At 71.1% G+C, this 24,097-nt stretch carries 21 protein-coding genes; 14 read left to right on the top strand and 7 right to left on the bottom strand.

Translation table 11 applies throughout. The features are described from left to right. Nucleotides 1–285: 285 nt before the first annotated feature. From IEX89_RS23635 to IEX89_RS23610, 6 genes are all read right to left on the bottom strand, one after another. Nucleotides 286–585 (bottom strand): hypothetical protein, encoded by a 300-nt coding sequence (locus tag IEX89_RS23635; protein ID WP_188915752.1) that lies wholly within the window; start codon nt 583–585, stop codon nt 286–288. After that, nucleotides 582–1,778 (bottom strand): geranylgeranyl diphosphate reductase, encoded by a 1,197-nt coding sequence (locus IEX89_RS23630; RefSeq protein WP_188915756.1) that lies wholly within the window; start codon nt 1,776–1,778, stop codon nt 582–584. Before IEX89_RS23630 ends, IEX89_RS23635 begins: the two co-directional genes overlap by 4 nt. A gap of 74 nt (nt 1,779–1,852) precedes the next feature. Then, the gene (locus IEX89_RS23625; protein ID WP_188915751.1) at nt 1,853–3,241 is read right to left on the bottom strand and encodes a BCD family MFS transporter; all 1,389 of its coding nucleotides are present in this window, start codon (nt 3,239–3,241) and stop codon (nt 1,853–1,855) included. A gap of 13 nt (nt 3,242–3,254) precedes the next feature. Beyond that, a complete protein-coding gene (chlG, locus tag IEX89_RS23620; RefSeq protein ID WP_188915750.1) occupies nt 3,255–4,136 on the bottom strand; it encodes a chlorophyll synthase ChlG in 882 nt (293 codons plus the stop codon). A gap of 92 nt (nt 4,137–4,228) precedes the next feature. Next, nucleotides 4,229–5,659 (bottom strand): transcriptional regulator PpsR, encoded by a 1,431-nt coding sequence (gene ppsR / locus IEX89_RS23615; RefSeq protein ID WP_188915749.1) that lies wholly within the window; start codon nt 5,657–5,659, stop codon nt 4,229–4,231. A 36-nt stretch (nt 5,660–5,695) separates the two neighbouring features. Then, a complete protein-coding gene (locus tag IEX89_RS23610) occupies nt 5,696–6,571 on the bottom strand; it encodes a cobalamin B12-binding domain-containing protein (RefSeq protein ID WP_188915748.1) in 876 nt (291 codons plus the stop codon). A gap of 264 nt (nt 6,572–6,835) precedes the next feature. Between IEX89_RS23610 and bchF the strand changes: the two genes are divergently transcribed. The 14 genes from bchF to hemA all read left to right on the top strand — a co-directional run bounded on the left by bchF (nt 6,836) and on the right by hemA (nt 22,864). After that, nucleotides 6,836–7,357: a 2-vinyl bacteriochlorophyllide hydratase gene (gene bchF / locus IEX89_RS23605; protein ID WP_188915747.1), complete on the top strand. Its 522-nt coding sequence runs from the start codon at nt 6,836–6,838 to the stop codon at nt 7,355–7,357. Beyond that, a complete protein-coding gene (locus tag IEX89_RS23600) occupies nt 7,354–8,688 on the top strand; it encodes a ferredoxin:protochlorophyllide reductase (ATP-dependent) subunit N (protein WP_188915746.1) in 1,335 nt (444 codons plus the stop codon). The genes bchF and IEX89_RS23600 overlap by 4 nt, the downstream gene beginning before the upstream one ends. Nucleotides 8,689–8,692: 4 nt before the next feature. Further along, a complete protein-coding gene (gene bchB, locus IEX89_RS23595; protein WP_188915745.1) occupies nt 8,693–10,282 on the top strand; it encodes a ferredoxin:protochlorophyllide reductase (ATP-dependent) subunit B in 1,590 nt (529 codons plus the stop codon). An 82-nt stretch (nt 10,283–10,364) separates the two neighbouring features. After that, nucleotides 10,365–14,087: a magnesium chelatase subunit H gene (locus IEX89_RS23590; protein ID WP_210317707.1), complete on the top strand. Its 3,723-nt coding sequence runs from the start codon at nt 10,365–10,367 to the stop codon at nt 14,085–14,087. Next, nucleotides 14,084–14,998, top strand: coding sequence for a ferredoxin:protochlorophyllide reductase (ATP-dependent) iron-sulfur ATP-binding protein (gene bchL, locus IEX89_RS23585; RefSeq protein WP_244645670.1), 915 nt, complete (start codon nt 14,084–14,086; stop codon nt 14,996–14,998). Before IEX89_RS23590 ends, bchL begins: the two co-directional genes overlap by 4 nt. Nucleotides 14,999–15,047: 49 nt before the next feature. Beyond that, nucleotides 15,048–15,749 (top strand): magnesium protoporphyrin IX methyltransferase, encoded by a 702-nt coding sequence (gene bchM / locus IEX89_RS23580; RefSeq protein WP_188915743.1) that lies wholly within the window; start codon nt 15,048–15,050, stop codon nt 15,747–15,749. Then, nucleotides 15,746–17,179: a PucC family protein gene (locus IEX89_RS23575; RefSeq protein WP_188915742.1), complete on the top strand. Its 1,434-nt coding sequence runs from the start codon at nt 15,746–15,748 to the stop codon at nt 17,177–17,179. Before bchM ends, IEX89_RS23575 begins: the two co-directional genes overlap by 4 nt. A gap of 14 nt (nt 17,180–17,193) precedes the next feature. Beyond that, complete coding sequence (gene puhA / locus IEX89_RS23570; protein WP_188915741.1) at nt 17,194–17,970, top strand: photosynthetic reaction center subunit H; 777 nt, start codon at nt 17,194–17,196, stop codon at nt 17,968–17,970. Further along, nucleotides 17,967–18,695, top strand: a complete 729-nt coding sequence (puhB, locus tag IEX89_RS23565) for a photosynthetic complex putative assembly protein PuhB (protein ID WP_188915740.1) — start codon at nt 17,967–17,969, stop codon at nt 18,693–18,695. The genes puhA and puhB overlap by 4 nt, the downstream gene beginning before the upstream one ends. Nucleotides 18,696–18,755: 60 nt before the next feature. Continuing rightward, nucleotides 18,756–19,259, top strand: a complete 504-nt coding sequence (puhC, locus tag IEX89_RS23560) for a photosynthetic complex assembly protein PuhC (RefSeq protein ID WP_188915739.1) — start codon at nt 18,756–18,758, stop codon at nt 19,257–19,259. Further along, on the top strand, nt 19,256–19,591 hold the full coding sequence (locus tag IEX89_RS23555; RefSeq protein WP_244645669.1) for an O2-dependent cyclase accessory protein: 336 nt from the start codon (nt 19,256–19,258) through the stop codon (nt 19,589–19,591). Before puhC ends, IEX89_RS23555 begins: the two co-directional genes overlap by 4 nt. Nucleotides 19,592–19,615: 24 nt before the next feature. After that, nucleotides 19,616–20,722: a magnesium-protoporphyrin IX monomethyl ester (oxidative) cyclase gene (gene acsF, locus IEX89_RS23550; RefSeq protein WP_373290639.1), complete on the top strand. Its 1,107-nt coding sequence runs from the start codon at nt 19,616–19,618 to the stop codon at nt 20,720–20,722. A gap of 13 nt (nt 20,723–20,735) precedes the next feature. Beyond that, on the top strand, nt 20,736–21,647 hold the full coding sequence (gene puhE / locus IEX89_RS23545; protein WP_188915738.1) for a putative photosynthetic complex assembly protein PuhE: 912 nt from the start codon (nt 20,736–20,738) through the stop codon (nt 21,645–21,647). Further along, nucleotides 21,647–22,864, top strand: a complete 1,218-nt coding sequence (gene hemA / locus IEX89_RS23540; protein WP_188915753.1) for a 5-aminolevulinate synthase — start codon at nt 21,647–21,649, stop codon at nt 22,862–22,864. Before puhE ends, hemA begins: the two co-directional genes overlap by 1 nt. Nucleotides 22,865–22,927: 63 nt before the next feature. Here the strand turns inward: hemA and IEX89_RS23535 are convergent, their stop codons facing one another. Next, nucleotides 22,928–23,758: an alpha/beta hydrolase gene (locus IEX89_RS23535; RefSeq protein ID WP_188915737.1), complete on the bottom strand. Its 831-nt coding sequence runs from the start codon at nt 23,756–23,758 to the stop codon at nt 22,928–22,930. Between the last annotated feature and the right edge of the window lie 339 nt (nt 23,759–24,097).

The following is a 24,097-nucleotide window of genomic DNA, read 5'->3' as shown; positions in this document are numbered from 1 at the left end:
GTCTCCGCCCGCAGCTCGTCGGCGACCCGCCGCAGCTCCTGGTCGGAGAGACCCCGCAGAGCGGAGGGATCGCGGATCGTGTCGAGGAGGGGGGTGTCGGGGCGGCTCGGCATGGCGGCCTCCTGCAGAACGGGGGACGGAGCGCGGGGGAAGCCGCTCCGATCATGTCAGTATAGCTTGACACATCTGCACGACAAGTCTTCATCGCAGAAAAAGCGAGCACGTGCGTGTTTTTGCGCAGGAAACGCGCAGCCTCCGCAGGCTCTTCGCCGCACCGTGTCGAGACTAGGCCGCGCGGATCCAGCGTCGTCGCAAGTCGTAGACATGCGCGAGGAAGGCGATCGTCAGGCCGGCGGCCACGATCGTCCAATCGTCTTCTCGGATCGCGGCGCGCGCCGCGATGGAGAGACCAAGCCCCGCCACGACGAACCCGGCGAGATCGCCGGGGGCGAGGCGGCGCCAAGGCGGGAAGAGCCGCGCCCGCATCGACGGCAGGCGGCCGACGAGGAGGAGGGCGAGCCCCTCCAGCGCCAGGATCGCGGCGACGAGGTCGAAGACCCGGCCGGACGCGACGAAGTCGATCAAGGCCTCACCAGCCCGAACAGGTGGGCGAGATCCTTGAAGAAGATGCGCACGTGCGCCATCGGATCGCGGCGCACGAGCTCCTTGTTCATGTAGGCCTGCCAGGTGAGGCGCTGCACGTCGGCGTCCCGGCAGATCGAGACGAAGCGCTCCCGGCGCTTGTCGTTGACGTACCAGAAGCGCTGCATGATCCCCAGGATGAAGAACACGCGCCCGTGCGCCTTCATGAAGGCTTTTCGCGCGCCCGCCAGAGCCTGCGAGCGGCCGGTCTCGAGATAGGTCTCCACCGCCTCCGCCGCGAGGCGCCCGCCCACCATGGCGTAGTAGATGCCCTCGCCCGAGGCCGGCGCGACGACGCCGGCGGCGTCGCCCGCGAGCAGCACGTCGCGATCGTTGTCCCACTTCTTCGCGGGATGGAGCGGGATCGGCGCGCCTTCCTTGCGGATGGTGCGCACGCCGTCGAGCTTCGTCGTCCCGCGCAGCTCCGCGACGGCGTCCTTGAGGCCGAAGCCCTTGTGCATCGATCCGACGCCGATCGAGGCGGTCTTCCCGTGCGGGAAGACCCAGGCGTAGAAGTCCGGCGAGAGCTTGCCCTGGTAGAAGACGTCGCAGCGGTTCTCCTCGTAGTCCGCCGTGCCCGTCTCCGGCGCCTCGACGATCTCGTGATAGGCGAAGACGAAGGGGACGGGCCCGCGCTGGGGAACCGCCTCGCGGGCCACGGCGGAATTGGCGCCGTCGGCGCCGATCACCGCGCGAGCCCGCACGCTCAGCGTCCCGCCGCCGTCCTTCGTCGCGACCTTCCAATGCACCCGCGCGACGCCGTCGGGATCGCGCGTGAGCGTCTCGAACGTGCCGTCCAGGCGCGTCGCGCCGTTGGCGACGGCGCGCGTGCGCAGCCATTCGTCGAAGACCTCGCGGTCCACCATGCCGACGAACCCGTCCTCGATGGGCATGTCGACGCGCTTGTCCGAGGGCGCGATCATCCGCGCCCCCGAAATGCGCGCGCACAGGATGCCGTCGGGAATGGCGAAGTCGCGCACGAGGCGCGGCGGGATCGCGCCGCCGCAGGGCTTGATGCGTCCCGCCCTGTCGAGGAGGAGCACGTCGCGGCCCCCTCGCGCGAGGTCGCTCGCCGCCGTGGCGCCCGCCGGGCCGCCGCCGACGACGACGACGTCGAAGGTGTGGTCTCGGTCCATCGCGGGGTGCGGACGGTGGCCGGCGACCGCCGCAGGATCGACCGACGTGGCGATCTCGGTGGAGCTCTCGAAGGTCACGACGTCGTCCTCCCTTGCAGAACGGGCTGCGCGCGCACGATGGCGGCGGCGCCTCTACCTCCGGCCGGCGCGAGGGCGCCGGCGCTCATCACCCGCGCCGCCAGGACGGCGGAGACGATAAAGAGCACGGCCTCGCCCAGGAACACGCCGGCATAGGCCTCGGCGGTGCCGTCGAGCACGAGGCGCCCGACATCGACCGCGATGGTGCCGACGAGGCCGCCGAGCCCGAAAGCGACGCCCTGCGCCGCGCCCCAGAGGCCGACGCGCGTGCCCTCGCGGTTCGCCGCACCCTCGCGGGCGAGCCGCATCATCGAGCCGATGGCGGCCACCGCGAAGACGCCGTTGCCGAAGCCGAGCACGGCCACGTTCGCATGGAGCGGCCAGACGGCCCCGAAGGACGCAGCACCCAGCGCGCCGCCGAAGGCGAGGCCGGCGAGCGCCGCCGCCGAGATCAGGCAGCCCCCGATCGCCCACAGATGCAGGCGCGAGCGCCCGCCCTCGCGAAAGCCCCCGCCGAGGAGGCCCGTGAGGATCATGCCGACGAGGACGCCGCCGTTCTGGACGCCCGACAGCTGCGTCGTCTCGCCGGGCGTCATCGCGAAGACCGCGCCGGCGAAGGGCTCGAGGATGAGGTCCTGCGCGGAGTAGGCGAGCATCGAGACGAAGACGAAGATCGTGAAGCGCCGCGCCGTCGGCTCGGCCCAGACCTCCGCCAGCGCCTGCCGGAAGGGCACTTTCGCCGCGCCGCTCGCGCCGGCCGACCGGGCCCGGCGCGCGCCTTCGACGCCCGCGACCGCGAGGATCGTCACGAGGAAGGCGATCCCCGCGACGCCGGCGGTGACGGCGACGAGGCGCGTCATCGAGAACGGGTCGAGAAAGTGCCCCGCCGTCCCGGCGGTGACGATGAAGCCCGCGATCATCATGATCCAGACGATGGCGGCCGCCGACGCCTGCCGCGCGGGCGCCACGCGCTCGGCGAGGAGCGCGAGGAGCGAGGTGCCCGACGCGCCCACGCCGATGCCGATCACGCCGAAGGCGAGCGTCGAGAGCGCGATGCCGGCGACGAGGTTCGTCGCGGCGAGGGCGGTGGCGAGCGCGGCCAGCACGGCGCCGGCGGCGAGCGCCGCCATGCCGCCGACGATCCAGGGCGTGCGCCGCCCGCCGACGTCCGAGCCGTGGCCCCACCGCGGCCGCAGGAGCTGGACCGCGTAATGCAATCCGACGAGGAGGCCGGGCAGCGAGGCGGCGAGCGCCAACTCCACCACCATCACGCGGTTGAGCGTGGAGGTGGTGATGACGACGATGGCGCCCAGCGAGGCCTGGACGAGGCCGAGCCGTGCGATGCCGAACCAGGAGAGCGGGGCGCTCGCGCGCGCGGCGTTCATGGACACTCCTCCCTCAGGCGACCGGGCCGAGCCCGCGCAGGGCGAAAGCGGTGACGAGCATGCCGAGCACGTAGAGCGTCGTGCCGGTGGCGTTGTACCAGGCGGCCTTGCCGCGGGGATCGGCGACGAGCTTGCCCATCAGCGCGGCCTGCGCCGCGAGGAGCGCCGTCACCGCGAGCGCGTGCCAGGGCGCGCCCCAGGCGAACAGGAGGGCGATCACGACGACCTGCGGCGCGGCCATGACCCAGCAGGCGAGGCGCGCGGCGCGGTCGACGCCCAGCAGCACGGGGAGCGAATCGACGCCCTCGCGGGTGTCCCCCTCCACCGACTTGAAGTCGTTGAGCGTCATGATGCCGTGGGCGCCGAAGGAATAGAGCAGCGCCACGACGACGATGCGCCAGTCCGGGAAGGCGGCGGCCATGATCGCCGCGCCCGTGAACCACGGGAGGCCCTCGTAGGAGATCGCCACCGCCGAGTTCCCCCACCAGCCGTTCTGCTTGAGGCGGAAGGGCGGAGCGGAATAGGCCCAGGCGAGGGCGAGGCCGACGATGCCCGCGAGGAGCACGACCGGTCCGAGCAGGAAGGCGACGAGGGCGGAGAGGGCCGTCCAGATCACCGCGATGTAGAGCCCCCAGCGGCCGGGAATGCGCCCGGACGGGATCGGCCGGTTCGGCTCGTTGATGGCGTCCACGTGGCGGTCGTACCAGTCGTTCACCGCCTGGCTCGCCGCGCACACGAGCGGACCAGCGAGCACGATGCCGGCGAGAATCACCGGCCAGCGCGTATCCGCCGCGACGCCCGAGGAGACGACCCCGCAGGCGAACGCCCACATGGGTGCGAACCAGGTGATCGGCTTCAGGAGCTCGGTGAAGGAGAGGATGGCCGGTCGCGTCATGGGGGAGATGCTACCCCCTCGATCGCCGGCGTCAATCAGAATTGACACTGATGTGTGTCAATTGGGGTGACGGGCCGTCGGGGCCCGGCGGGTCAGTCCTCGTGGTCGAGGTCGCCAAGGCCGTAGCGGCGCAGCTTGGCGTAGAAGCTCTGGCGCGAGAGGCCGAGCATCTCCGCCGCCGAGGCTCTGTTGTCGCCGGTGAGATCGAGGGCGGCCTCGATGCACAGCTTCTCGATGACGTCCGTCGTCTCGCGCACGAGCTCCTTGAGCGACACGCGCCCGACGAGCTCCTTCATCTGCGCCACGGAATGCGGCAATTCGGGCCCGCCGATGCCCAGCACCGAGGCCGCGCGCGGCGTCGCGGAGCGGATGGTGAAGCCGAAATAGGTCTCCTCCGCCTCCGGCGCGATCACGGCGGAGACCTCGACCTCCTCGGTGAGCCCGTACTCGCCCTGGACCAGCGTGCCGAAGCGCTTGACGGAGCCGTGCTCGCGCACGCTCGCCACGAGCACGTTGCAATCCACGCTCGATCGCCCGAGCCAGCGGTCGAGCGGCTCGCCGCGCGCCTGCTCCTCGGTGGCGAGCTGGACGAGATCGAGGAAGGCGGCGTTGGCCGTGAGGATGCGCCGGTCCGAATCGGTGACGACGAGGGCGTCCGGCAGGCGCTCGACGACGCGCAGCACACGTCGGCGCGAGGCCGCGAGCGTCGTGGCGCCGCCGCCGGGCGGCGTGAGCCGCACCAGGAAATGCGTCACGCGCTCCTGGCGGAAGACGGAGGCGGAGGCGAGCGCGTCGCGCCCGTCCGCGAGCTTGAGCCGCGCCTCGTCCGAGCGCCCGGCGGTGCGGGCGGCGGCGAGGAGATCCTCGAGCGCGCCGGCGCTCTCGGGAGAGAAGAGCTGGGCCAAGCTGCGCCCGTTGAGCGGCGTCCCGCTCGCGACGAGCTCGGTGGCGGAGGGGTTCGCCTCGCTCACGCGCCGAGTCGCGGCGTCGACGACGAGGACCGCCTCGGTGGCGATCTGGAAGAGCAGGCGATAGCGCGTCTCGGCGCTGCGCAGATGGGCGTATTCGCGCTCCATCGCGGCCTGGGCGTCGACGAGCTTGCGCTGGAGCGAGGCGACGCCGCGCAGGTCGCGCCCCACGGCGACGATTCGCCCGGAGCGGCCGACGTCCACGGCGGAATACAGGATGGGGAGATCCGGGCCGGTGCTGCGCGGATGGTTGACCTGGCGCCAGATCCGCGCGTCGTCGGAGCCGGCGTGGCGCATGAGCGCCTCGATCTTCTCGCGGCTCTCCACGGTGACGGTGTCGATCCAGCGCCGGCCGAGCCAGCGGGAGCAATCCTCTCCCTCGAGCTCGGCGGAGCCGATGGCGACGTCCTCGATGACGCCGTCGCCGTCGAGCACGAGGGCGAGATCGTTGGTCGTCGCGATGAGCCGCGCCGCGCCCGCCGCGTCGACGTCGGCGAGCGACGTCTCAGGGGCCCGGAATCGGCGCAGGCCCTCGGGAGCCGGAGGAGTGTCCATCGGGCGCTGCGATCCTCGCTGTTCCAAGCCGATCCCTCACCTGGCCCGCGCGGCGCCTCCCACGAACCGCTGCGCCTTCCTGACGGCGTCGAGGCCGTCGAACGCCACGAGATCGGCGCCGATCGACGCAGCGCTCTCGGGGTGCTCGTTGAAGTAATGGCCCCCAACCAGGACGCCGACTCGACGATTCCGCGACCGACGTCGGACGATGTCGATAGCGGACGAAAGCTCCGCGAGCAAGCACTCGCAGCTCAAGGAGAAGCCGACGACGTCGAACCAGTCGCGCCCCACGAGGCGGCCGAGCTCGGTGGCGGAGGCGCCCGGCGCGCAGGCGGCGTCCCAGCCGCCGCGACGCATGAACTCCTCCACGATGGAGATGCCGAACGTGTGCGTCTCCCCCGGCGTGGAGGCGAGCAGCACGCGCTTCTCTGACACTGTGAACTCGCCTTCCGCCTCGAACGGTACGCCGAGCCCGCGCAGGAGCTGCTGCAGCCGAGAGAGGGCGATGGTGATCTCGCAGAAATCCGCGCGATCCTCGCGCCACAACGTGTCCAGATGATTCGCCGCCGGCGCGAGGAGATCGAGGAAGATGGTCTCCAGCGTCGCCCCGCGCGCCCGCAGGACGTCGACGTACGATTGCGCGACCCCGACGTCGTGGGCGAGCACGAGGCTGGCGAGCTCGATGGCTTCCTCGCGCGTCGGCGCGGGATCGCGGGAGACGGCGTCCGTGCAGCCGCCGCTCGCGTGGACGAGCATCAGCCTGGGGATGATCTGCGCCTCGATCGCTCGAGAGAGCGCATCCCTGCGGGCGTCGCGCCCGCCGGACGCATGGCTCGCGGGCCTGCCGTTCGCCGCACGCTCGTCCCCCGCAGATGCGGAGGAAGCGGCGGTCGCCTCCTTGAGGATGGCCATGGACACCTCCCTTCGTTCCGGCGTCCAACGTCTTTTTCGCTCGGCGAACCGTTGTTTTTCTTGGTTTTTCTCACATTCGAGCTTGGCTGAACTTCGAACGATCATAAGGCGGAGCCTGCGGCGCGCGCAAGTGGCTCGGCGCTACGCACTTAACCCGACCGTGTTTATTGTGAGGCTGGATTGACGTCAATCTAGGTTGACACTCGTGGAGCCTCTCCCTAGCTTCGAAGGCAAGAAAACGGGTGCCGTTCAGGGAGGGTCGCGATGCGTCGCGCCGACGCCGAGACACCGAGGCGAGGGCTCTATACGCCGCAGCAGCGTGCGCGCCGCGACGCCTCGCCGTGGACCATCGTGCAGGGCGTTCTCGCCCCCGTGCAGTTCCTGGTGTGCCTCGTCTCGATCGCCCTCATCGCCCGGTATCTCGCGACCGGCGAGGGCTACGCGGCGGCGACGATCTCCATCGTCGCGAAGACGCTGACGCTCTACACGATCATGGTCACCGGCGCGATCTGGGAGAAGGAGGTCTTCGGCGTCTACTTGTTCGCCGAGCCGTTCTTCTGGGAGGACGTGGTCTCCTTCGGCGTCATCGCGCTGCACACCTTCTATCTCGTGGCTCTGTTCACGGATCTGATCGGGACGCGCGGGCAGATGGCCGTCGCGCTCGCGGCCTACGCCGCCTACGTCGTCAACGCCGTGCAATTCGTCCTCAAGCTGCGCGCCGCGCGGATGCAGGAGGCGCGCGAGGCGGCCCCCGCGATCTCCCTGATCGGGGAGGGCGCGCGATGAACCGCCACGTCATCGTCGACGGCGCGCGCCGTCCCGTCTCGGCCGGCTGCGCCGACGTTCCGGCTCCCGCCGACGCCCGCGCGACGGAGCGCTCCGGCCCCGTCGTGCGCACGGAGCGCGGCCAGCGCGAGGTCTTCTGCGGGCTGACCGGCATCATCTGGATGCACCGCAAGATCCAGGACGCGTTCTTCCTGATCGTGGGCTCGCGCACCTGCGCGCATCTAATGCAGTCGGCCGCCGGCGTGATGATCTTCGCCGAGCCGCGATTCGCCACCGCCATCATCGAGGAGCGCGACCTCGCCGGCCTCGCCGACGCCAACGAGGAGCTCGACGCCTGCGTCGAGCGGCTGCTGGCCCGGCGCCCCGACATCAAGATGCTCTTCCTCGTGGGCTCCTGCCCGTCCGAGGTGATCAAGCTCGACCTCTCGCGCGCGTCCCAGCGCCTCTCGGCGCGCTTCCTGCCGGACGTGCGCGTGCTCTCCTATTCCGGCTCGGGGATCGAGACGACCTTCACGCAAGGCGAGGACGCCTGCCTCGCCTCCCTCGTGCCGAGCCTGCCGCGGGCGGAGCCGGCGGCACGCGAGCTCCTCGTCGTCGGGGCCTTGGCGGACGTGGTCGAGGACCAGTTCGCCCGAATCTTCGAGGCGCTCGGCATTCCCGCGCGCTTCCTGCCGATGCGCCGCGCGAACGCGCTGCCGGCGGTGGGGGAGGGCACGTGCCTGCTCCTCGCCCAGCCCTTCCTGGCGGATACCGCCCGCGCCCTCGAGGATCGCGGCGCGCAGCCGCTCTGCGCTCCGTTCCCGCTCGGCATCGAGGGCACGACCGCGTGGCTGAAGGCGGCGGCGGACGCCTTCGACGTCGATCCCGACCTGTTCGCGCGCGTCGTCGCGCCGATGGAGGCCCGCGGGCGCGCGGCGGTCGCGCGCGATCGCGCCCGGCTCGAAGGCAAGCGCATCTTCTTCTTCCCCGATTCGCAGCTCGAGGTGCCCATCGCGCGCTTCCTGCATCGCGAGCTCGGCATGGAGCTCGTGGAGATCGGCACGCCCTATCTCCATGCGCGCCACATGGCCGAGGAGCTCGCGCTCCTGCCCGACGGCGTCGCGATCGTCGAGGGCCAGCACGTCGACCGCCAGCTCGACCGCTGCCGCGCGGCGGCGCCGGACATCACCGTGTGCGGGCTGGGCCTCGCCAATCCGCTCGAGGCGGAGGGGCTCGCGACCAAATGGTCGATCGAGCTGCTCTTCACCCCCATCCACGGCTACGACCAGGCGGCGGACCTCTCCGGTCTCTTCGTTCGCCCGCTCCTGCGCCGTGCGAAGCTGAAGGTCTGAGCCGATGAAGCTCACCGTCTGGACCTACGAGGCTCCTCCCCACGTCGGCGCGATGCGGATCGCCACGGCCATGGAGGGGGTGCACTACGTCCTCCACGCGCCCCAGGGCGATACCTACGCCGACCTGCTCTTCACCATGATCGAGCGGCGCGACCAGCGCCCGCCCGTCACCTACACGACCTTCCAGGCCCGCGATCTCGGCGCCGACACGGCGGAGATCTTCAAGGAGGCCGCGCGCGAAGCCTACGAGCGCTTCGAGCCCGACCTGATGCTGGTGGGCGCGTCGTGCACCGCGGAGCTGATCCAGGACGATCCCGGCGGGCTCGCGCGCGCCCTGAACCTCCCGATCCCCGTCGTCCCGCTCGAGCTGCCCTCCTATCAGCGCAAGGAGAACTGGGGCGCGGCGGAGACCTTCCTCCAGCTCGTGCGCGCCCTCGCGCGACCGCGCACGGCGCCGCGGGCGGAAGGCGAGGCGCCGTCCTGCAACATCCTCGGACCCACCGCGCTCGGCTTCCGCCACCGCGACGATCTCGATGAGATCCACCGCCTCCTCGTGCGCATGGGGCTTCGCGTCAACGTCGTCGCGCCGCTGGGTGCGCGCGCCCACGACATCGCGCGCCTCGGCGAGGCCGATTTCAACGTTGTGCTCTATCCGGAGATCGCCGGCTCGGCCGCGCGCCATCTGGAGCGCGCCTGCCGCCAGCCCTTCACCAAGACCGTGCCCATCGGCGTCAACGCCACGCGCGAGTTCATCGCCGAGATCGGCGCGCTGGCGGGCATCGACGTCTCCGACGTGCTCGCCGAGGGCGCGGGGCGGCTGCCGTGGTGGTCGCGCTCGGTCGATTCGAACTACCTAACCGGCAAGCGAGTCTTCGTCTTCGGCGACGCCACCCACGCCATCGCCGCGGCGCGGGTCGCCGCCGAGGAGCTCTGCTTCGAGGTGGTGGGGCTCGGCACCTATTCCCGCGAGCTCGCCCGCGAGGTGCGCGAGGCCGCCGGCCGGCTCGGGCTCGAAGCGCTGATCACGGACGATCACCTCGAGGTCGAGGACGCCATCGCCGCCGCTGCGCCCGAGCTCGTGCTCGGCACGCAGATGGAGCGCCACATCGCCAAACGGCTGGGCATCGCCTGCGCCGTGATCTCCGCGCCCGTCCACGTGCAGGACTTCCCCGCCCGCTACTCGCCGCAGATGGGCTTCGAGGGCGCGAACGTCCTCTTCGACACCTTCGTCCATCCGCTGGTGATGGGGCTCGAGGAGCATCTCCTGTCGATGTTCCGCGACGATTTCGAGTTCAACGACGCCGCGGTGCCGTCGCACCTCGCCTCCGAGCACGCGGCGCCGCGGCGCGAGGCGGCGCCCGCAACCCCGCCCGCGGAGCCCATCGTCGTCGCGCCGCCCGCCGCCGCGTCGACCGAGACGGACGCGTCCGCCTCCCCCGCCTGGACCGCCGAGGCGGAGAAGGAACTGCTCAAGATCCCCTTCTTCGTGCGCGGCAAGGCCCGGCGCAACACCGAACGCTTCGCGCACGAGCGCGGGGTCGCGTCCATCACGCTCGAGACGATCTACGATGCGAAGGCTCACTTCAGTCGCTGACCGCACGGACCTGACGATCCGGGCGCTCGAGGCGCCGGCGTCCGGCTGCCTCGATGCCGCCGCTTCGCCGGCCGCGGCGGGGATGCCCCTGCGCTTCGTCATCGTGACCCTCGACAACCATCTCGCCGGCCCCGTCGCCCGCGCCCGGCGCACGCTGTCCCGCGAGATGCCGGGCCTGTCGCTCGGCATGCATTGCGCGACCGATTGGGAGGACGACGCGGAGGCCGTGGCCCGCGCCCGCTCCGACATCGAGCGCGCGGACATCGTCGTGTGCACGATGATGTTCCTCGAGGACCACATCCGCGCCGTCATGCCCGCGCTCGAGAAGCGGCGCGACGCCTGCGACGCGCTGGTCTCCTGCATGTCCGCCGGCGAGGTGACGCGCCTCACCCGCATGGGCGGCCTCGACATGCGAAAGCCGGCCTCGGGCCCGATGGCGTTGCTCAAGAAGCTGCGTCCCAAGGGCTCGAAGAAGGACGGCGCGCCGGGCAAGGGCGATTCGGGTGCGCGCCAGCTCAAGATGCTGCGCCGCATCCCGCAGATCCTGCGCTTCATCCCGGGCACCGCCCAGGACCTGCGCGCCTATCTCCTGTGCCTGCAATATTGGCTCGCGGGCTCGGAGGAGAACGTCGCCAACATGGTTCGCCTGCTGGTGGACCGCTATGCCGACGGCCCGCGCAAGCGCCTGCGCGGCACCTTGAAGGTGGGCGACCCCGTCGAGGTGGCCGAGATCGGCGTCTACCATCCCGACATTCCCGGTCGCATCGGCCAGGCCGTGGACGCGCTGCCTCGGGGGGGCGCGCTCGGGCGCGTGGGCCTCGTGTGCCTGCGCTCCTACATCGTCGCGGAGGACACGGCGCATTACGACGGCGTGATCCGCGCGCTCGAGGCGAAGGGCCTCGACGTCGTGCCCTGCTTCGCCGCCGGGCTCGACGCACGCCCGGCCATGGAGCGCTGCTTCTTCGACGCGAACGGTCGGCCGGCCGTGGACGCCGTCGTCTCGCTGACCGGCTTCTCCCTCGTCGGCGGCCCGGCCTACAACGATTCGAAGGCCGCGGAGGCGATCCTCGCGCGGCTCGACGTGCCCTACGTCGCCGCCCAGGCGAGCGAGTTCCAGACGCTCTCGGCCTGGGAACGCTCCGATCGCGGGCTCCTGCCCGTCGAGGCGACGATGACGGTTGCGCTGCCCGAGCTCGACGGCGCGACCGGCCCGATCCTCTTCGCCGGGCGTAACGGCGGCGAGGACGAGGCCGGCAACGACATGCGCCCGCAGCCCGAGCGCGTCGCCATGCTCGCCGCCCGCGTCGCGCGGCTCGTGCGCCTCAGGCGCACGAAGCGGGCCGAGCGCAAGGTCGCGATCACGATCTTCAATTTCCCCCCGAACGCCGGCGCCACCGGCTCGGCGGCCTTCCTCGCCGTGTTCGAATCGCTCCACAACACGCTTCGTGGCCTGAAGGACGCCGGCTACGCGGTCGATCTGCCCGCGGACGTCGACGCGCTGCGCACCGCGCTCCTCGAGGGCAACGCTGCGCGCTACGGCGCGGACGCGAACGTCGCCGCGCGCATCCTCACCGACGATCACGTGCGCCGCGAGCCGCATCTCGCCGAGATCGAGGCGCAATGGGGCGCGGCGCCCGGGCGCCAGCTCTCCGACGGGTCGGCGATCCTGGTTCTGGGCGCGCATTTCGGCAACGTCTTCGTGGGCGTGCAGCCCGGCTTCGGCTACGAGGGGGACCCGATGCGGCTCCTCTTCGAGAAGGGCTTCGCGCCGACCCACGCCTTCTCCGCCTATTACCGCTGGCTGCGCGAGGATTTCGGCGCGAACGCCGTCCTGCATTTCGGCACCCACGGCGCGCTGGAATTCATGCCGGGCAAGCAGACCGGCCTCTCCGGCGCCTGCTGGCCGGACCGTCTCATCGGCGATCTGCCCAACCTCTACCTCTATGCCGCCAACAACCCCTCCGAGGGCACGATCGCCAAGCGCCGCGCGGCGGCGACCTTGATCTCCTACCTCACGCCGCCGGTGGCGCAGGCGGGGCTCTATCGCGGTCTCGTCGAGCTCAAGGGCGCCGTCGAGCGCTGGCGCGCGCTGCCTCCCGAGGAGGCGACGGAGCGGGCCGAGCTCGCCGCGATGATCCGCGGCCAGGCGACCGAGCTCGATTTCGTCCTCGCCGATCCGGGCGAGAGCGGCAGCGAGGACATCGCGCGGCTGTGGGAGCGGATCCTCGAATACGAGACGACGCTCATCCCGCACGGCCTCCACGTCGTGGGCCGCGCGCCTTCGGCGACCGAGCGGGCCGACCTGCTCATGGCCGTGGCCGACGCCTCCGACGGGATCGCGTTGCCGCGCGCCACCGCCGAGGCGCTCGCCGCCGGCGCCACGCCCGCCGCCGCCCACCAGGCGGGAGAGCCGGGTCGCGGCGAGATCGGGCCGGAACACCTCGAGATCCTCGGCCGGCTGCAGGCGGTCAACGCCGCGCTCGCCTCGGACGACGAGCTGCCGGCGATCCTGCACGCGCTCGATGCCGGCTACGTCCCGCCCGCGCCGGGCGGCGATCTCCTGCGCACGCCTGCGATCCTGCCGACGGGGCGCAACATCCACGGCTTCGACCCGTTCCGCATCCCCAGCGCCTACGCGGTCAAGGACGGTGCGCGCCAGGCGCAGGAGCTGATCCGCCGCCACATGGCCGACGGCAATCCTCTGCCCGAGACCGTGGCGATGGTGCTGTGGGGCACCGACACGCTGAAGTCCGAGGGTGCGCCCGTCGGCCAGGCGCTCGCGCTGATGGGGGCGGCTCCGAAGTTCGACAGCTACGGACGGCTGTGCGGCGCGACGCTGCGGCCGCTCTCCGAGCTCGGGCGCCCGCGCATCGACGTCGTCGCGACCCTCTCGGGCATCTTCCGGGACCTGATGCCGCTCCAGACGCGCATGCTCGCCGAGGCCGCCTACCTCGCCGCCTCGGCGGACGAGCCCGACGAGATGAACTTCGTCGCCAAGCACGCCCGCGCCCACATGGCCGAGCGCGGCTGCGACCTCGAGACGGCGGCCCTGCGCATCTTCTCCAACGCCGACGGCGCCTACGGCGCCAACGTCAACCAGCTGATCGACGCCGGCGCATGGGACGACGAGGACGAGCTCGCCGAGACCTTCTCGCGCCGCAAGTGCTTCGCCTACGGCCGCTCCGGCAAGACGACGAAGCAGCCGGCACTGTTCGAGAGCATGCTGGCGGGGGCGGATCTCGCCTACCAGAACCTCGAATCGGTCGAGCTCGGCGTCACCACCGTCGACCAGTACTACGACAGCCTCGGCGGCATCTCGAAGGCCATCGGCCGCGCCCGCCGCGCCGCCGGCGGCGATCCCGCCGCGGGCACGGTGCCCGTCTATATCGGGGACCAGACCAAGGGCAAGAACGTGGTGCGCACGCTCACCGAGCAGGTGGCGCTGGAAGCGCGCACCCGCATGCTCAATCCGAAATGGTACGAGGGCCTCCTGCAGCACGGCTACGAGGGCGTGCGCCAGATCGAGGCCTCCGTCACCAACACGATGGGTTGGTCGGCCACCACCGGCCAGGTCCAGGACTGGGTGTACCAGCGCCTCACCGAGACCTTCGTCCTCGACGCGGCCATGCGCGAACGCATGGCGGCGCTCAACCCGAAGGCGTCCGTGAAGATGGCCAATCGCCTCATCGAGGCGCACGAGCGCCGCTACTGGACGCCCGACGCCGCAACGCTCGCCGCGCTTCGCGCCGCGGGCGAGGCCCTCGAGGATCGACTCGAGGGCATCACCGAAGGAGCCACCCCGTGACCGCCTTGAACATCCGCGCGCCCCTCCCCCGGCGCCCGACGCTCGGACGCTCCGACGGCGAGGGCTCGGTGCAGGTTCACCTCGACCCGAATCTCGACATGGGCAAGGCCCAGGTCTTCGCCGTCTACGGCAAGGGCGGGATCGGAAAGTCGACCACGTCCTCCAACCTGTCGGTGGCCTTCTCCAAGCTCGGCAAGCGCGTGCTGCAGATCGGCTGCGATCCCAAGCACGATTCGACCTTCACGCTGACGAAGAAGCTCATCCCCACCGTCATCGACGTGCTGGAGACGGTGAACTTCCATTCCGAGGAGCTGCGCATCGAGGACTTCGTCTTCGAGGGCACGAACGGCGTCATGTGCGTGGAAGCCGGCGGCCCGCCCGCCGGCACCGGCTGCGGCGGCTACGTCGTCGGGCAGACGGTGAAGCTCCTCAAGGAGCATCACCTGCTCGAGGACACCGACGTCGTCATCTTCGACGTGCTCGGCGACGTCGTCTGCGGCGGCTTCGCCGCGCCGCTCCAGCACGCCGAGCGGGCGATCATCGTCACCGCCAACGACTTCGATTCGATCTTCGCGATGAACCGCATCGTCCAGGCGATCAAGGCGAAGTCGAAGAATTACGAAGTGCGGGTCGGCGGCGTCATCGCCAACCGCTCGGCGGCGACCGACCAGATCGAGCGCTTCACCGACAAGGTGGGGCTGAACATCCTCGGCCGCCTGCCGGATCTCGACGCGATCCGCCGCTCGCGGCTCGGCAAGCGCACGCTCTTCGAGATGGGGGATGAACCCGATGTCGTGGCCGTGCAGGACGAGTACCTTCGCCTGGCGCAGACGCTGCTCGACGGCACCGAGCCACGCCTCGTCGATTCGCTGAAGGATCGCGAGATCTTCGATCTTCTCGGCTTCGACTGACGCAACGTAACGCGAGAACGCGCAACGCCCGAACCGGGGTTCGACCGACATGCACAGCCCGAGCTACATAACACGCCGTCATCAGCTCCAGGCCTATTTCGACCGCACCGCGTCGGAGACCTGGGCGCGGCTGACGTCGGATGCTCCCGTGAGCCGGATCCGCGCCACGGTGCGCGAAGGGCGCGCACAGATGCGCGCGACGATCCTCTCCTGGCTGCCGGCGGACATGACGGGCCTCACCCTGCTCGACGCCGGCTGCGGCACCGGGGCGCTCAGCGTCGAGGCGGCTCGGCGCGGAGCGCGGGTCGTCGCGATCGACGTCGCCGACAGCCTCGTTTCGGTGGCGCGCGAGCGGCTGCCGGCGGACGTGGACCCCGCGCTCGTCGACTTCCGCACCGGCGACATGCTCGACCAGGGGCTGGGGCGCTTCGACTACGTCGTGGCCATGGACAGCCTCATCCATTATCGCGCCGGCGACATGGCGAGCGCGCTCGCCGCGCTGGCGAGCCGCACGGAGCGGGCGGTGATCTCCACCTTCGCCCCGCGCACGCCCGCGCTCTCCATGATGCATGCCGCCGGCAAGCTCTTCCCGCGCTCGGACCGCTCGCCGGCGATCGAGCCCGTGTCGGAGACGACCCTCCAGCGCCTCTTCGCCGCCGAGCCCGCCGCCGCCGGCTGGCGGCCCGGGCGCACGCGCCGGATCGCGCGCGGCTTCTACACCTCGCAAGCCCTGGAGCTCGTCCCCGCATGAGCGACGCGCGGCCCGCCATCTCGAGCGTCTGGACGCTGATCGGCACGCGCTTCCTGCCGTTCGCGGACGCGGCGACGCGGGAATTGCCGCTGCCGCGGCTGCTGCGGCTGTCGCTGTTCCAGGTCTCGGTGGGCATGGCGATCGTGCTGCTCAACGGCACGCTCAACCGGGTCATGATCCTCGAGCTCGAGGTGCCGGCGTGGCTGGTGGCCACGATGATCGCGCTGCCGGTCCTGTTCGCGCCCGTGCGCGCGCTCGTCGGCCATCGCTCGGACCACCACCGCTCGCTGCTCGGCTGGAAGCGCGTGCCCTACATCTGGTTCGGCTCGCTGCTGCAGTTCGGCGGCCTCGCGATCATGCCCTTCGCGCTCCTCGTCCTGTCCGGGGGCGGGGAGGGCCCCGTCTGGGTGGGGCAGCTCGGGGCGGGGCTCGCCTTCCTCCTCGTAGGAGCCGGCCTCCACACCACGCAGACGGCGGGTCTCGCGCTCGCGACCGACCTCGCGCCGGAGGAGACGCGCCCGCGCGTGGTCGCCTTCCTCTACGTGATGCTGCTGGCCGGCATGGTGGCGAGCGCGATCCTGTTCTCCTTCCTGCTCGAGCCCTACAGCCACCTCAAGCTCATCCAGGTGGTCCAGGGCGCGGCCGTCGTCACCATGGTCCTCAACATGGTCGCCCTGTGGAAGCAGGAGGCCCGCGATCCCGCCCGCACCCGCAAGGACGCGCCGCGCCCGGCCTTCCGCGAGGCGTGGGCCAAGTTCGTCGCCGGCGGTCGCGCCACCCGCACCCTCGTCGCGGTGGGGCTCGGCACGGCCGGCTTCTCCATGCAGGACATCCTGCTCGAGCCCTATGGCGGCGAGGTGCTCGGCCTCTCGGTGGGCGCGACGACTGCGCTCACGGCGCTCCTCGCCGGTGGCTCGCTCCTGGGCTTCGCCTGGTCGGCGCGGCGGTTGACGCGAGGGGGCAACCCCTATCGCCTGGCGGCTCTGGGCGTCCTCTTCGGCATCGCCGCCTTCTCCTGCGTCGTCGTGGCGGGCGCCTTCCAGTCGACGCTCCTCCTGCGCACCGGCGCGCTGCTGATCGGGGTCGGCGCGGGCCTGTTCGCCGTGGGCACGCTCACCGGCGCCATGGCGCTCGCGGACGAAGCCGGCACGGGCCTCGCCCTCGGCGCCTGGGGCGCCGTGCAGGCGACGGCGGCGGGCGCGGGCATCGCGCTCGGCGGCGCCATCCGCGACGGCGTCGGTGCGCTCGCCACGGCGGGGGCGCTGGGCCCGGCCCTGACGGGTCCGGAGATCGGCTACCACGTCGTCTACCACCTCGAGATCCTCGTTCTCTTCCTCTCCCTCGTCGCGATCGGTCCGCTGGTCGCATCCGCTTCGGTCGGCCGTTCGGCGCCCCGCGAGCGGTTCGGTCTCGCCGACTTGCCAGCTTGATACAGGAGGCTTCCATGGGCACCGGAGCCATCACGGGTTACATCGACGTCGCGCAGGTCACGCTCTACGTCTTCTGGTTCTTCTTCGCCGGGCTGATCTTCTATCTGCGCCGCGAGGACAAGCGCGAGGGCTATCCGCTCGTCTCGGAGCGCTCCGAGCACGTGCTCGTCCAGGGCTTCCCCTCGATGCCCAAGCCCAAGACCTTCCTCTTGCGCAACGGGCACACCTACCAGGCGCCTCCCGGCCACGTCGACGAGCGCGAGCTCAAGGCGGTGCCGGCCGAGCCCTGGCCCGGTGCGCCGCTCAAGCCCACCGGCAACCCGATGATCGACGGCATCGGCGCCGCCTCCTACGCGCTTCGCGAGGACGTGCCCGAGCTCACCGCCGAGGACCAGGACCGCACGGTGCCGCTGCGCGTCGCCACCGACTTCATGGTCGCCGCCGAGGACGTCAGCCCCATCGGCATGGCGGTCTACGGCGCCGACGGCGTGAAGGCGGGCGTCGTCACCGAGGTCTGGATCGACCGTTCCGAGCCGATGATCCGCTACCTCGAGACCGAGCTGCCGCTCGCCGAGGGCGCGCGCACGGTGCTCGTGCCGATGAATTTCTGCCGCATGAAGAAGATGAAGGGCGAGGTCCACGTGGCCTCGATCCTCGCCTCCCAGTTCGCCACCGTCCCGGCGCTCGCCACGCCCGACCGGATCACGGCGCGCGAGGAGGACAAGATCACGGGCTATTTCGGTGGCGGCACCATCTACGCCACCCCCGAGCGCGCGGAGCCGATCATATGAGCATCGCCATCGTCAAGAAGCCCGAGGAGGCGCTCGCCGCCTCCGCCCGCGAGGCGAGCGAGGCGGAGCCGGTCACCCCGCGCGGCCTGCCGGCGCCGTTGCCGAAGGGCGAGACCATGCTGTGGCAGGGGCAGCCCTCCTGGCGCGGCATGGCGCGGCGCGCCATGCATCTTCGCGGCCTGAGCCTCTATTTCGGCGTCCTCGCCGTCGTCGCGGCGGCGGACGCGCTCGCTTCCGGAGGCGGGCCGCTCGCGGCCGTGCTCGGGGCGACGTGGCTCCTCGTCATCGGGGCCGCGGCGATCGGGCTCCTGTCGCTCTACGCCTGGCTGTCGGCCCGCTCGACCTTCTTCACCGTCACGAACGAGCGGGTGATCCTCTCCTTCGGCGTCGCGCTGCCCATGAGCGTCAACGTGCCGTTCAAGCTCGTCGAGAACGTCGCGATCAAGCGCTGGCCCAACGGGACGGGCGACGTCGTGCTCACCGTCAAGAGCGAGCGGCGGCTCTCCTACGTCCTGTTCTGGCCCTACGTGCGGCCCTGGCGCTTCTCGAAGGTCGAGCCGATGCTGCGCTGCGTGCCCGACGTCGAGCGCGTCGCCGCCATCCTCGCCGAGCGCCTCACGGCGATCCACGGGGAGAACGCGGCGGCCGAGCCGGCGACCGCGCGCGGCACGGGGCGCCGCGACGGCGAGCGCCGCGCGAGCGGGCTCGAGCCCGCCACCGCCTGACCCGCTGCCGCCGACTGGCGGCAGCCCGCCCCGACGCCGTTCCCGAGGGACACTTTTTCGATGAACGCGCATTCCAAGCCACCCTCCGCCCCACCGCCCGCTTCGCCCTCCGCGGAGCGCACGCCCCGACGCCAGCACTTCCCCCGCGCGGTGCTGTGGGCGGCGGCGGGCCTGCTCGTCGCGATCCTCGCCGTCGTCGGCGTCTTCCGCGAGACCGAGCCGGCGCCGCGGGACCTGTCGGGGGCGCATCTCGCCATGCCGATCGTCTTCGAGGACCGGGCGGACGGGGCGGTGGTGGTGCGCGACGCGGCGGACGGGGACGTCATCCGCGTCTTCGATCCGGGCACCAACGGCTTCGTGCGCGGGGCGCTGCGCGGGCTCGCCCGCGAGCGCAAGCGCCGGGAGATCGGCGCCGAGGTGCCCTTCACCCTCGTCCTGTGGCCCACGGGCCATCTCTCGCTCGAGGATACGGCCACCCGTGCCTCGATCGACCTCTCGGCCTTCGGGCCTGACAATTTCGCGCCGTTCGTCGCGATCCTGAACGCACAGGGAGAGGCGTCATGATCTTCCGCCGCACCATCGAGGTGCCCTGCACCGTCGAGATCGAGAACACGTTCGACAGCCTGCACGCGCATGTCGACCTGCACGGGATCAAGGTGGCGCCCGGGGACGAGGTCATCGTCCACGGCGCGCCCACCATCGTGCCCCACGGGGAGCGCCAGGTCTTCGAGCGCCGGGCCACCGTGATCCGCGCGACCATCTTCGACAGGCTCTTCGCCAAGGCGGAGGGCTATGCGGAACTAACCGACCTGTTCGAGGTCGGTTTCGAAGGGCATCCTCCGCAGATCCACAAGAGCGACACGCCGGCGCGCACCGCGCCCGCGCGGGGCGCCTGAGACACGGGACGGGAGGACGAGACCATGATCACGATGGAAGGCGGCGTCGGCCAGGGCGAAGGCGGCAAGCCGCGCCGGCCCGCGCGCGACGTCAACGACTCGACCCGCCGCGCCCAGGAGAGCACGATGCTCTCCCCGCGCTTCTACACGACCGATCACGCCGCCATGGACGCGATCGACGTCGAGCCCGTGCGCCGGGACTGGGACGCGCTGATCAAGGAGATGCGCGACGATCCCAACAAGGGCCATTTCAAGCGCACGGACGAGTGGGACGATTTCGATCTCTCCGCCCTGCCGGAAGGCCTGCAGGAGGAGCTCAAGGACTTCCTGATCTCGTCGGTGACGGCCGAGTTCTCGGGCTGCGTGCTCTATGTCGAGCTCAAGAAGCACATCAAGAACCCGGATGTGCGCGAGCTCTTCGCGCTCATGGCGCGCGACGAGGGGCGCCATGCCGGCTTCATCAACGACACGCTCAAGGACCTCGACATCGCGGTCGACCTCGCCTTCCTGACGAAGGCGAAGAAGTACACCTATTTCAAGCCGAAGTTCATCTTCTACGCGACCTACCTGTCGGAGAAGATCGGCTACGCGCGCTACATCACCATCTATCGCCTCTTCGAGCGGAACCCGGAGCTGCGCTTCCACCCGATCTTCAAGTGGTTCGAGAAGTGGTGCAATGACGAGTTCCGCCACGGGGAGGCCTTCGCGCTGCTCATGCGCGCGAACCCGCATCTCGTCTCCGGGATGAACGCGTATTGGGTGCGCTTCTTCCTGCTCGCCGTCTACGCGACGATGTACGTGCGCGATCACGCACGGCCGAACTTCCACGCGGCGCTCGGCATCGATCCCGACGATTACGACTACCGCGTCTTCCGCATCACCTCGGAAGTCTCCCGCCAGGTCTTCCCCGTCGTGCTCGACATCGATCACCCGGCCTTCAAGCCCGGGCTCGACCGTCTCGTGCGGATCTCGCGCTCCATGGAGAAGGCGGCGGCGCACGGTGGCCTCGCCGGGCGCCTGCGCAAGGCGGCGCTCTCGGTGGCGGCCGCCGCCACCTTCGCGCGGCTCTATCTCCTGCCCGTCAAGCGCAACGAGGTCCCGGCCTCGGTGCGGCTCGAGCCGGCCTGGTGAGGACGCGCGCTCGATGACGATGGTCCTCGCCGCAGCCGGTTTCGCGCTCTTCGCCTGGTGGGCGTCCACCGGGCTGATCCTGATGCTCGACCGGCTGCCGCGCTGGACGTTCCCGTGGACGATGGCGGGGGCGAGCGTGCTCACCGCCTTCGCCCTGTGGGGGCTCGCCTGGTCGTCCGAGGTGACGAGCGTCGCCTCGGCCCTGTGCGCCTTCGCCTGCGCGCTGGTCGTCTGGGGGTGGACGGAGGTGTCCTTCCTCACCGGCTGGATCACGGGCCCGCGCACCACGGCCTCGCCGGCGGGAACGCGCGGCTGGCTGCGGCTGCGCCACGCCGTCGAGGCGATCATCTGGCACGAGCTCGCGATCGCCGCCGGCTTCCTCGTCGTCCTCGCGGTCTCGTGGGGCGGCGAGAACCAGACGGCGCTCATGACCTACGGGGTCCTGTGGGCGATGCGGCTCTCGGCCAAGATCAACATCTTCCTCGGCGTGCCCAACCACGCCGACGGCTTCCTGCCCGAGCACCTCGCCTATCTCACCTCGTGGTTCACGCGAAAGCCGATGAACCTGTTCTTTCCCGTCTCGGTCTCCGCGGCGCTCGTCGTGCTCGCGCTCCTCGCGCGCCCGGTGATCACGGGGGAGGCGAGCGGCTTTACGGCGGCGAGCCTGTCGCTCGTGGGTACGCTGCTCGCGCTCGCCGTGCTCGAGCACTGGTTCCTGGTCCTGCCCTTCCCCTCGATCGTGCTGTGGCGTCCCCGCACGGGAGCCGCCGCTCCCGCGCCGGTCGCGCTCGCCCGCGAGCCCATCCGTGATCCCGCACGCGAGCCCGCCGGCGCCCGCGTCGACGAGGACGCGCCCGCCCCGCGGGTCTCGCTCCTGCGATCCTCCGCCTACGGTCCTTCAGCGTACAGCCTGTGGAGACGATGATGAATTACGAAGAGATCTTCCGCACCGCGCTCGACGGGCTGCGCCAGGAGGGGAATTACCGCGTCTTCGCCGATCTCGAGCGCCGCGCCGGCGCCTTCCCGAGGGCGACGTTCCGGCGCGACGGCGAGGAGCGCGAGGTCACCGTGTGGTGCTCGAACGACTATCTCGGCATGGGCCAGCATCCCGACGTCGTCGCGGCCATGCAGGAGACCATCGCGCGCTGCGGCGCGGGAGCGGGCGGCACGCGCAACATCTCGGGCACGACGCACGCGCACGTGCTGCTCGAGCACGAGCTCGCCGATCTCCACGGCAAGGAGGCCGCGCTCCTCTTCACCTCCGGCTACGTCTCGAACTGGGCGGCGCTCTCGACGCTCGGCGCCAAGCTGCCCGACGCGGTGATCCTGTCGGACGCGGGCAATCACGCCTCGATGATCGAGGGCATCCGCCATTCCAAGGCCGACCGCGTCATCTTCCGCCACAACGACGTCGCCGATCTCGAGGCGAAGCTCGCCGCCATCGACCCGGCGCGCCCGAAGATCGTCGCCTTCGAATCGGTCTACTCGATGGACGGCGACATCGCGCCCATCGCGGAGATCTGCGACGTGGCCGAAGCCTACGGCGCCATGACCTATCTCGACGAGGTGCATGCGGTGGGCATGTACGGCCCGCGCGGCGGCGGCGTGTCGGAGCGCGAGGGCCTCGCGCACCGGCTCACCATCATCGAGGGCACGCTCGGCAAGGCCTTCGGGGTGATGGGCGGCTACATCGCGGGCTCGGCCGCGGTGTGCGACTTCGTGCGCAGCTTCGCCTCGGGCTTCATCTTCACCACCGCCCTGCCGCCGGCCCTGGCGGCGGGCGCGCGCGCCGCGATCCGCCACCTGAAGGCGTCCGACAGCGAGCGCCTCGCCCAGCGCGACCGCGTCGCCGCCCTGCGTGCCAAGCTCGACGCCGTCGGCATCCCGCACATGATGAACGACAGCCACATCGTGCCGGTCATGGTCGGTGATCCCGTGCGCTGCAAGGCGATCACCGATCTCCTGCTGGAGCGCCACGGCATCTACGTGCAGCCGATCAACTATCCGACGGTGGCGCGCGGCACGGAGCGGCTTCGCATCACGCCGGGCCCGCTGCACACGGACGCCGACATGGACCACCTCGTACGCTCCCTCGAAGCCTGCTTCGTGAGCGTCGCGGAATTGCGGGAGGCGGCCGAGTAACGGCCACTCTCGGCTCCTCTCGGCGCACGTCGCGCGCGCCGTCCCGCCCTCGCGACCGTCGCCTCAGCGCTGGGCGCGGACGAGCTCGAGGAGGCGCGCGACCATGCCGGAATGCGGGTCCGCCAAGGGTGCGATCACGTCGAAATGATGCGCGCCCGGCACCTCCTCGTAGCGGGTCGCGACGCCCTTCGCGCCCCATTCCTCGACGATGGCGCGGCTCTGGCGGTGATATTCCGCGCTCTCGATGCCGCCGACGACGGCGTCGAGCGTGCAACCCGTGATCGGCTCCCACAGGAGCGGGCTCGCAGCGCGCGCTTGCGCCTCGTCCATGCGAAGCGCGCCGTTGACCTTGGTGTGGAGGAGCGGGGCGAGGTCGAACAGGCCCGAGATGCAATAGGCCGCGCGCACCAGGTCGTCGGGCAGGTCCTGCGACACCGCCTTCCAATGCGTGCCGAGCAGGCACGCGGCGAGGTGCCCGCCCGCGGAATGGCCGGCGACGACGAGGGGGCGCTCGAAGCGCGCCATCTCGCGGGCGCAGGCGCGCATCTCCTCGACGATCTCGCCGATGCGCGCCTGCGGCGCCAGCGTGTAGCTCGGGATCGCGACCTCGATGCCGTGCATCATGAGGCCCCGCGCCAGATGGCTGAAATACGAGCGATCGAGCGCCTGCCAATAGCCGCCGTGGACGAACATCACGGCCGCGCGCGCCTTCTCGATCTGCGGGCGGAAGAGGTCGATGCGCTGGCGCTCGCCCGGACCGTAGACGATCTCGAGGGGTGCGTGCGTCTCCCGGAAGGCGGCGGCGTCCCGCGCCCAGCCGGCGATGATCTCGGGATGCTCGGGCACCCGCCCGCGATTGTCGTATTCCCGCTCGTAGTCGATCGCCGCGTCCATCGCGCCCTCCCTCTCTTCGGCGAGATGAGACACGCGCGGCGCACCTGCCGCAAGAGCCTGGCGCGGGCGCGCGGCGGGAGGCCGGTTCGGCGCCGGCGCTCGCGCGAGGCTCTGCTATCTCAGTTGCCAGGCGACACGACGGTGCGGAGAGCGGCTCTAACACCTTTCGCGCAAACGTTTTCTCTTGCCGATCGAGTTCGCGCCGTAGCGCACTGCGACAGGTCGCGAGCATCCGCCGGTCGTGTCCCCGATGGTGGTGTAGCTCGACGGGAGCGGAGCCGTCCGGCCGCGCGCCCTCCATAGCGCCGTAGCGGACGGACGGCTTCGCGGGTGGTCATC

The organism is Salinarimonas ramus, assembly GCF_014645695.1.
GTDB lineage: Bacteria > Pseudomonadota > Alphaproteobacteria > Rhizobiales > Beijerinckiaceae > Salinarimonas > Salinarimonas ramus.
Note: the sequence above shows the minus strand (reverse complement) of the source record. Positions and strands in the feature narration are given on the sequence as shown.

Coding starts and splice junctions, on each gene's coding strand:
- IEX89_RS23630 (WP_188915756.1), bottom strand. CDS start 1,778: ATGGACCGAGACCACACCTTCGACGTCGTCGTCGTCGGCGGCGGCCCG.
- IEX89_RS23625 (WP_188915751.1), bottom strand. CDS start 3,241: ATGAACGCCGCGCGCGCGAGCGCCCCGCTCTCCTGGTTCGGCATCGCA.
- chlG (WP_188915750.1), bottom strand. CDS start 4,136: ATGACGCGACCGGCCATCCTCTCCTTCACCGAGCTCCTGAAGCCGATC.
- ppsR (WP_188915749.1), bottom strand. CDS start 5,659: ATGGACACTCCTCCGGCTCCCGAGGGCCTGCGCCGATTCCGGGCCCCT.
- IEX89_RS23610 (WP_188915748.1), bottom strand. CDS start 6,571: ATGGCCATCCTCAAGGAGGCGACCGCCGCTTCCTCCGCATCTGCGGGG.
- bchF (WP_188915747.1), top strand. CDS start 6,836: ATGCGTCGCGCCGACGCCGAGACACCGAGGCGAGGGCTCTATACGCCG.
- IEX89_RS23600 (WP_188915746.1), top strand. CDS start 7,354: ATGAACCGCCACGTCATCGTCGACGGCGCGCGCCGTCCCGTCTCGGCC.
- bchB (WP_188915745.1), top strand. CDS start 8,693: ATGAAGCTCACCGTCTGGACCTACGAGGCTCCTCCCCACGTCGGCGCG.
- IEX89_RS23590 (WP_210317707.1), top strand. CDS start 10,365: ATGCCCCTGCGCTTCGTCATCGTGACCCTCGACAACCATCTCGCCGGC.
- bchM (WP_188915743.1), top strand. CDS start 15,048: ATGCACAGCCCGAGCTACATAACACGCCGTCATCAGCTCCAGGCCTAT.
- IEX89_RS23575 (WP_188915742.1), top strand. CDS start 15,746: ATGAGCGACGCGCGGCCCGCCATCTCGAGCGTCTGGACGCTGATCGGC.
- puhA (WP_188915741.1), top strand. CDS start 17,194: ATGGGCACCGGAGCCATCACGGGTTACATCGACGTCGCGCAGGTCACG.
- puhB (WP_188915740.1), top strand. CDS start 17,967: ATGAGCATCGCCATCGTCAAGAAGCCCGAGGAGGCGCTCGCCGCCTCC.
- puhC (WP_188915739.1), top strand. CDS start 18,756: ATGAACGCGCATTCCAAGCCACCCTCCGCCCCACCGCCCGCTTCGCCC.
- IEX89_RS23555 (WP_244645669.1), top strand. CDS start 19,256: ATGATCTTCCGCCGCACCATCGAGGTGCCCTGCACCGTCGAGATCGAG.
- acsF (WP_373290639.1), top strand. CDS start 19,616: ATGATCACGATGGAAGGCGGCGTCGGCCAGGGCGAAGGCGGCAAGCCG.
- puhE (WP_188915738.1), top strand. CDS start 20,736: ATGACGATGGTCCTCGCCGCAGCCGGTTTCGCGCTCTTCGCCTGGTGG.
- hemA (WP_188915753.1), top strand. CDS start 21,647: ATGAATTACGAAGAGATCTTCCGCACCGCGCTCGACGGGCTGCGCCAG.
- IEX89_RS23535 (WP_188915737.1), bottom strand. CDS start 23,758: ATGGACGCGGCGATCGACTACGAGCGGGAATACGACAATCGCGGGCGG.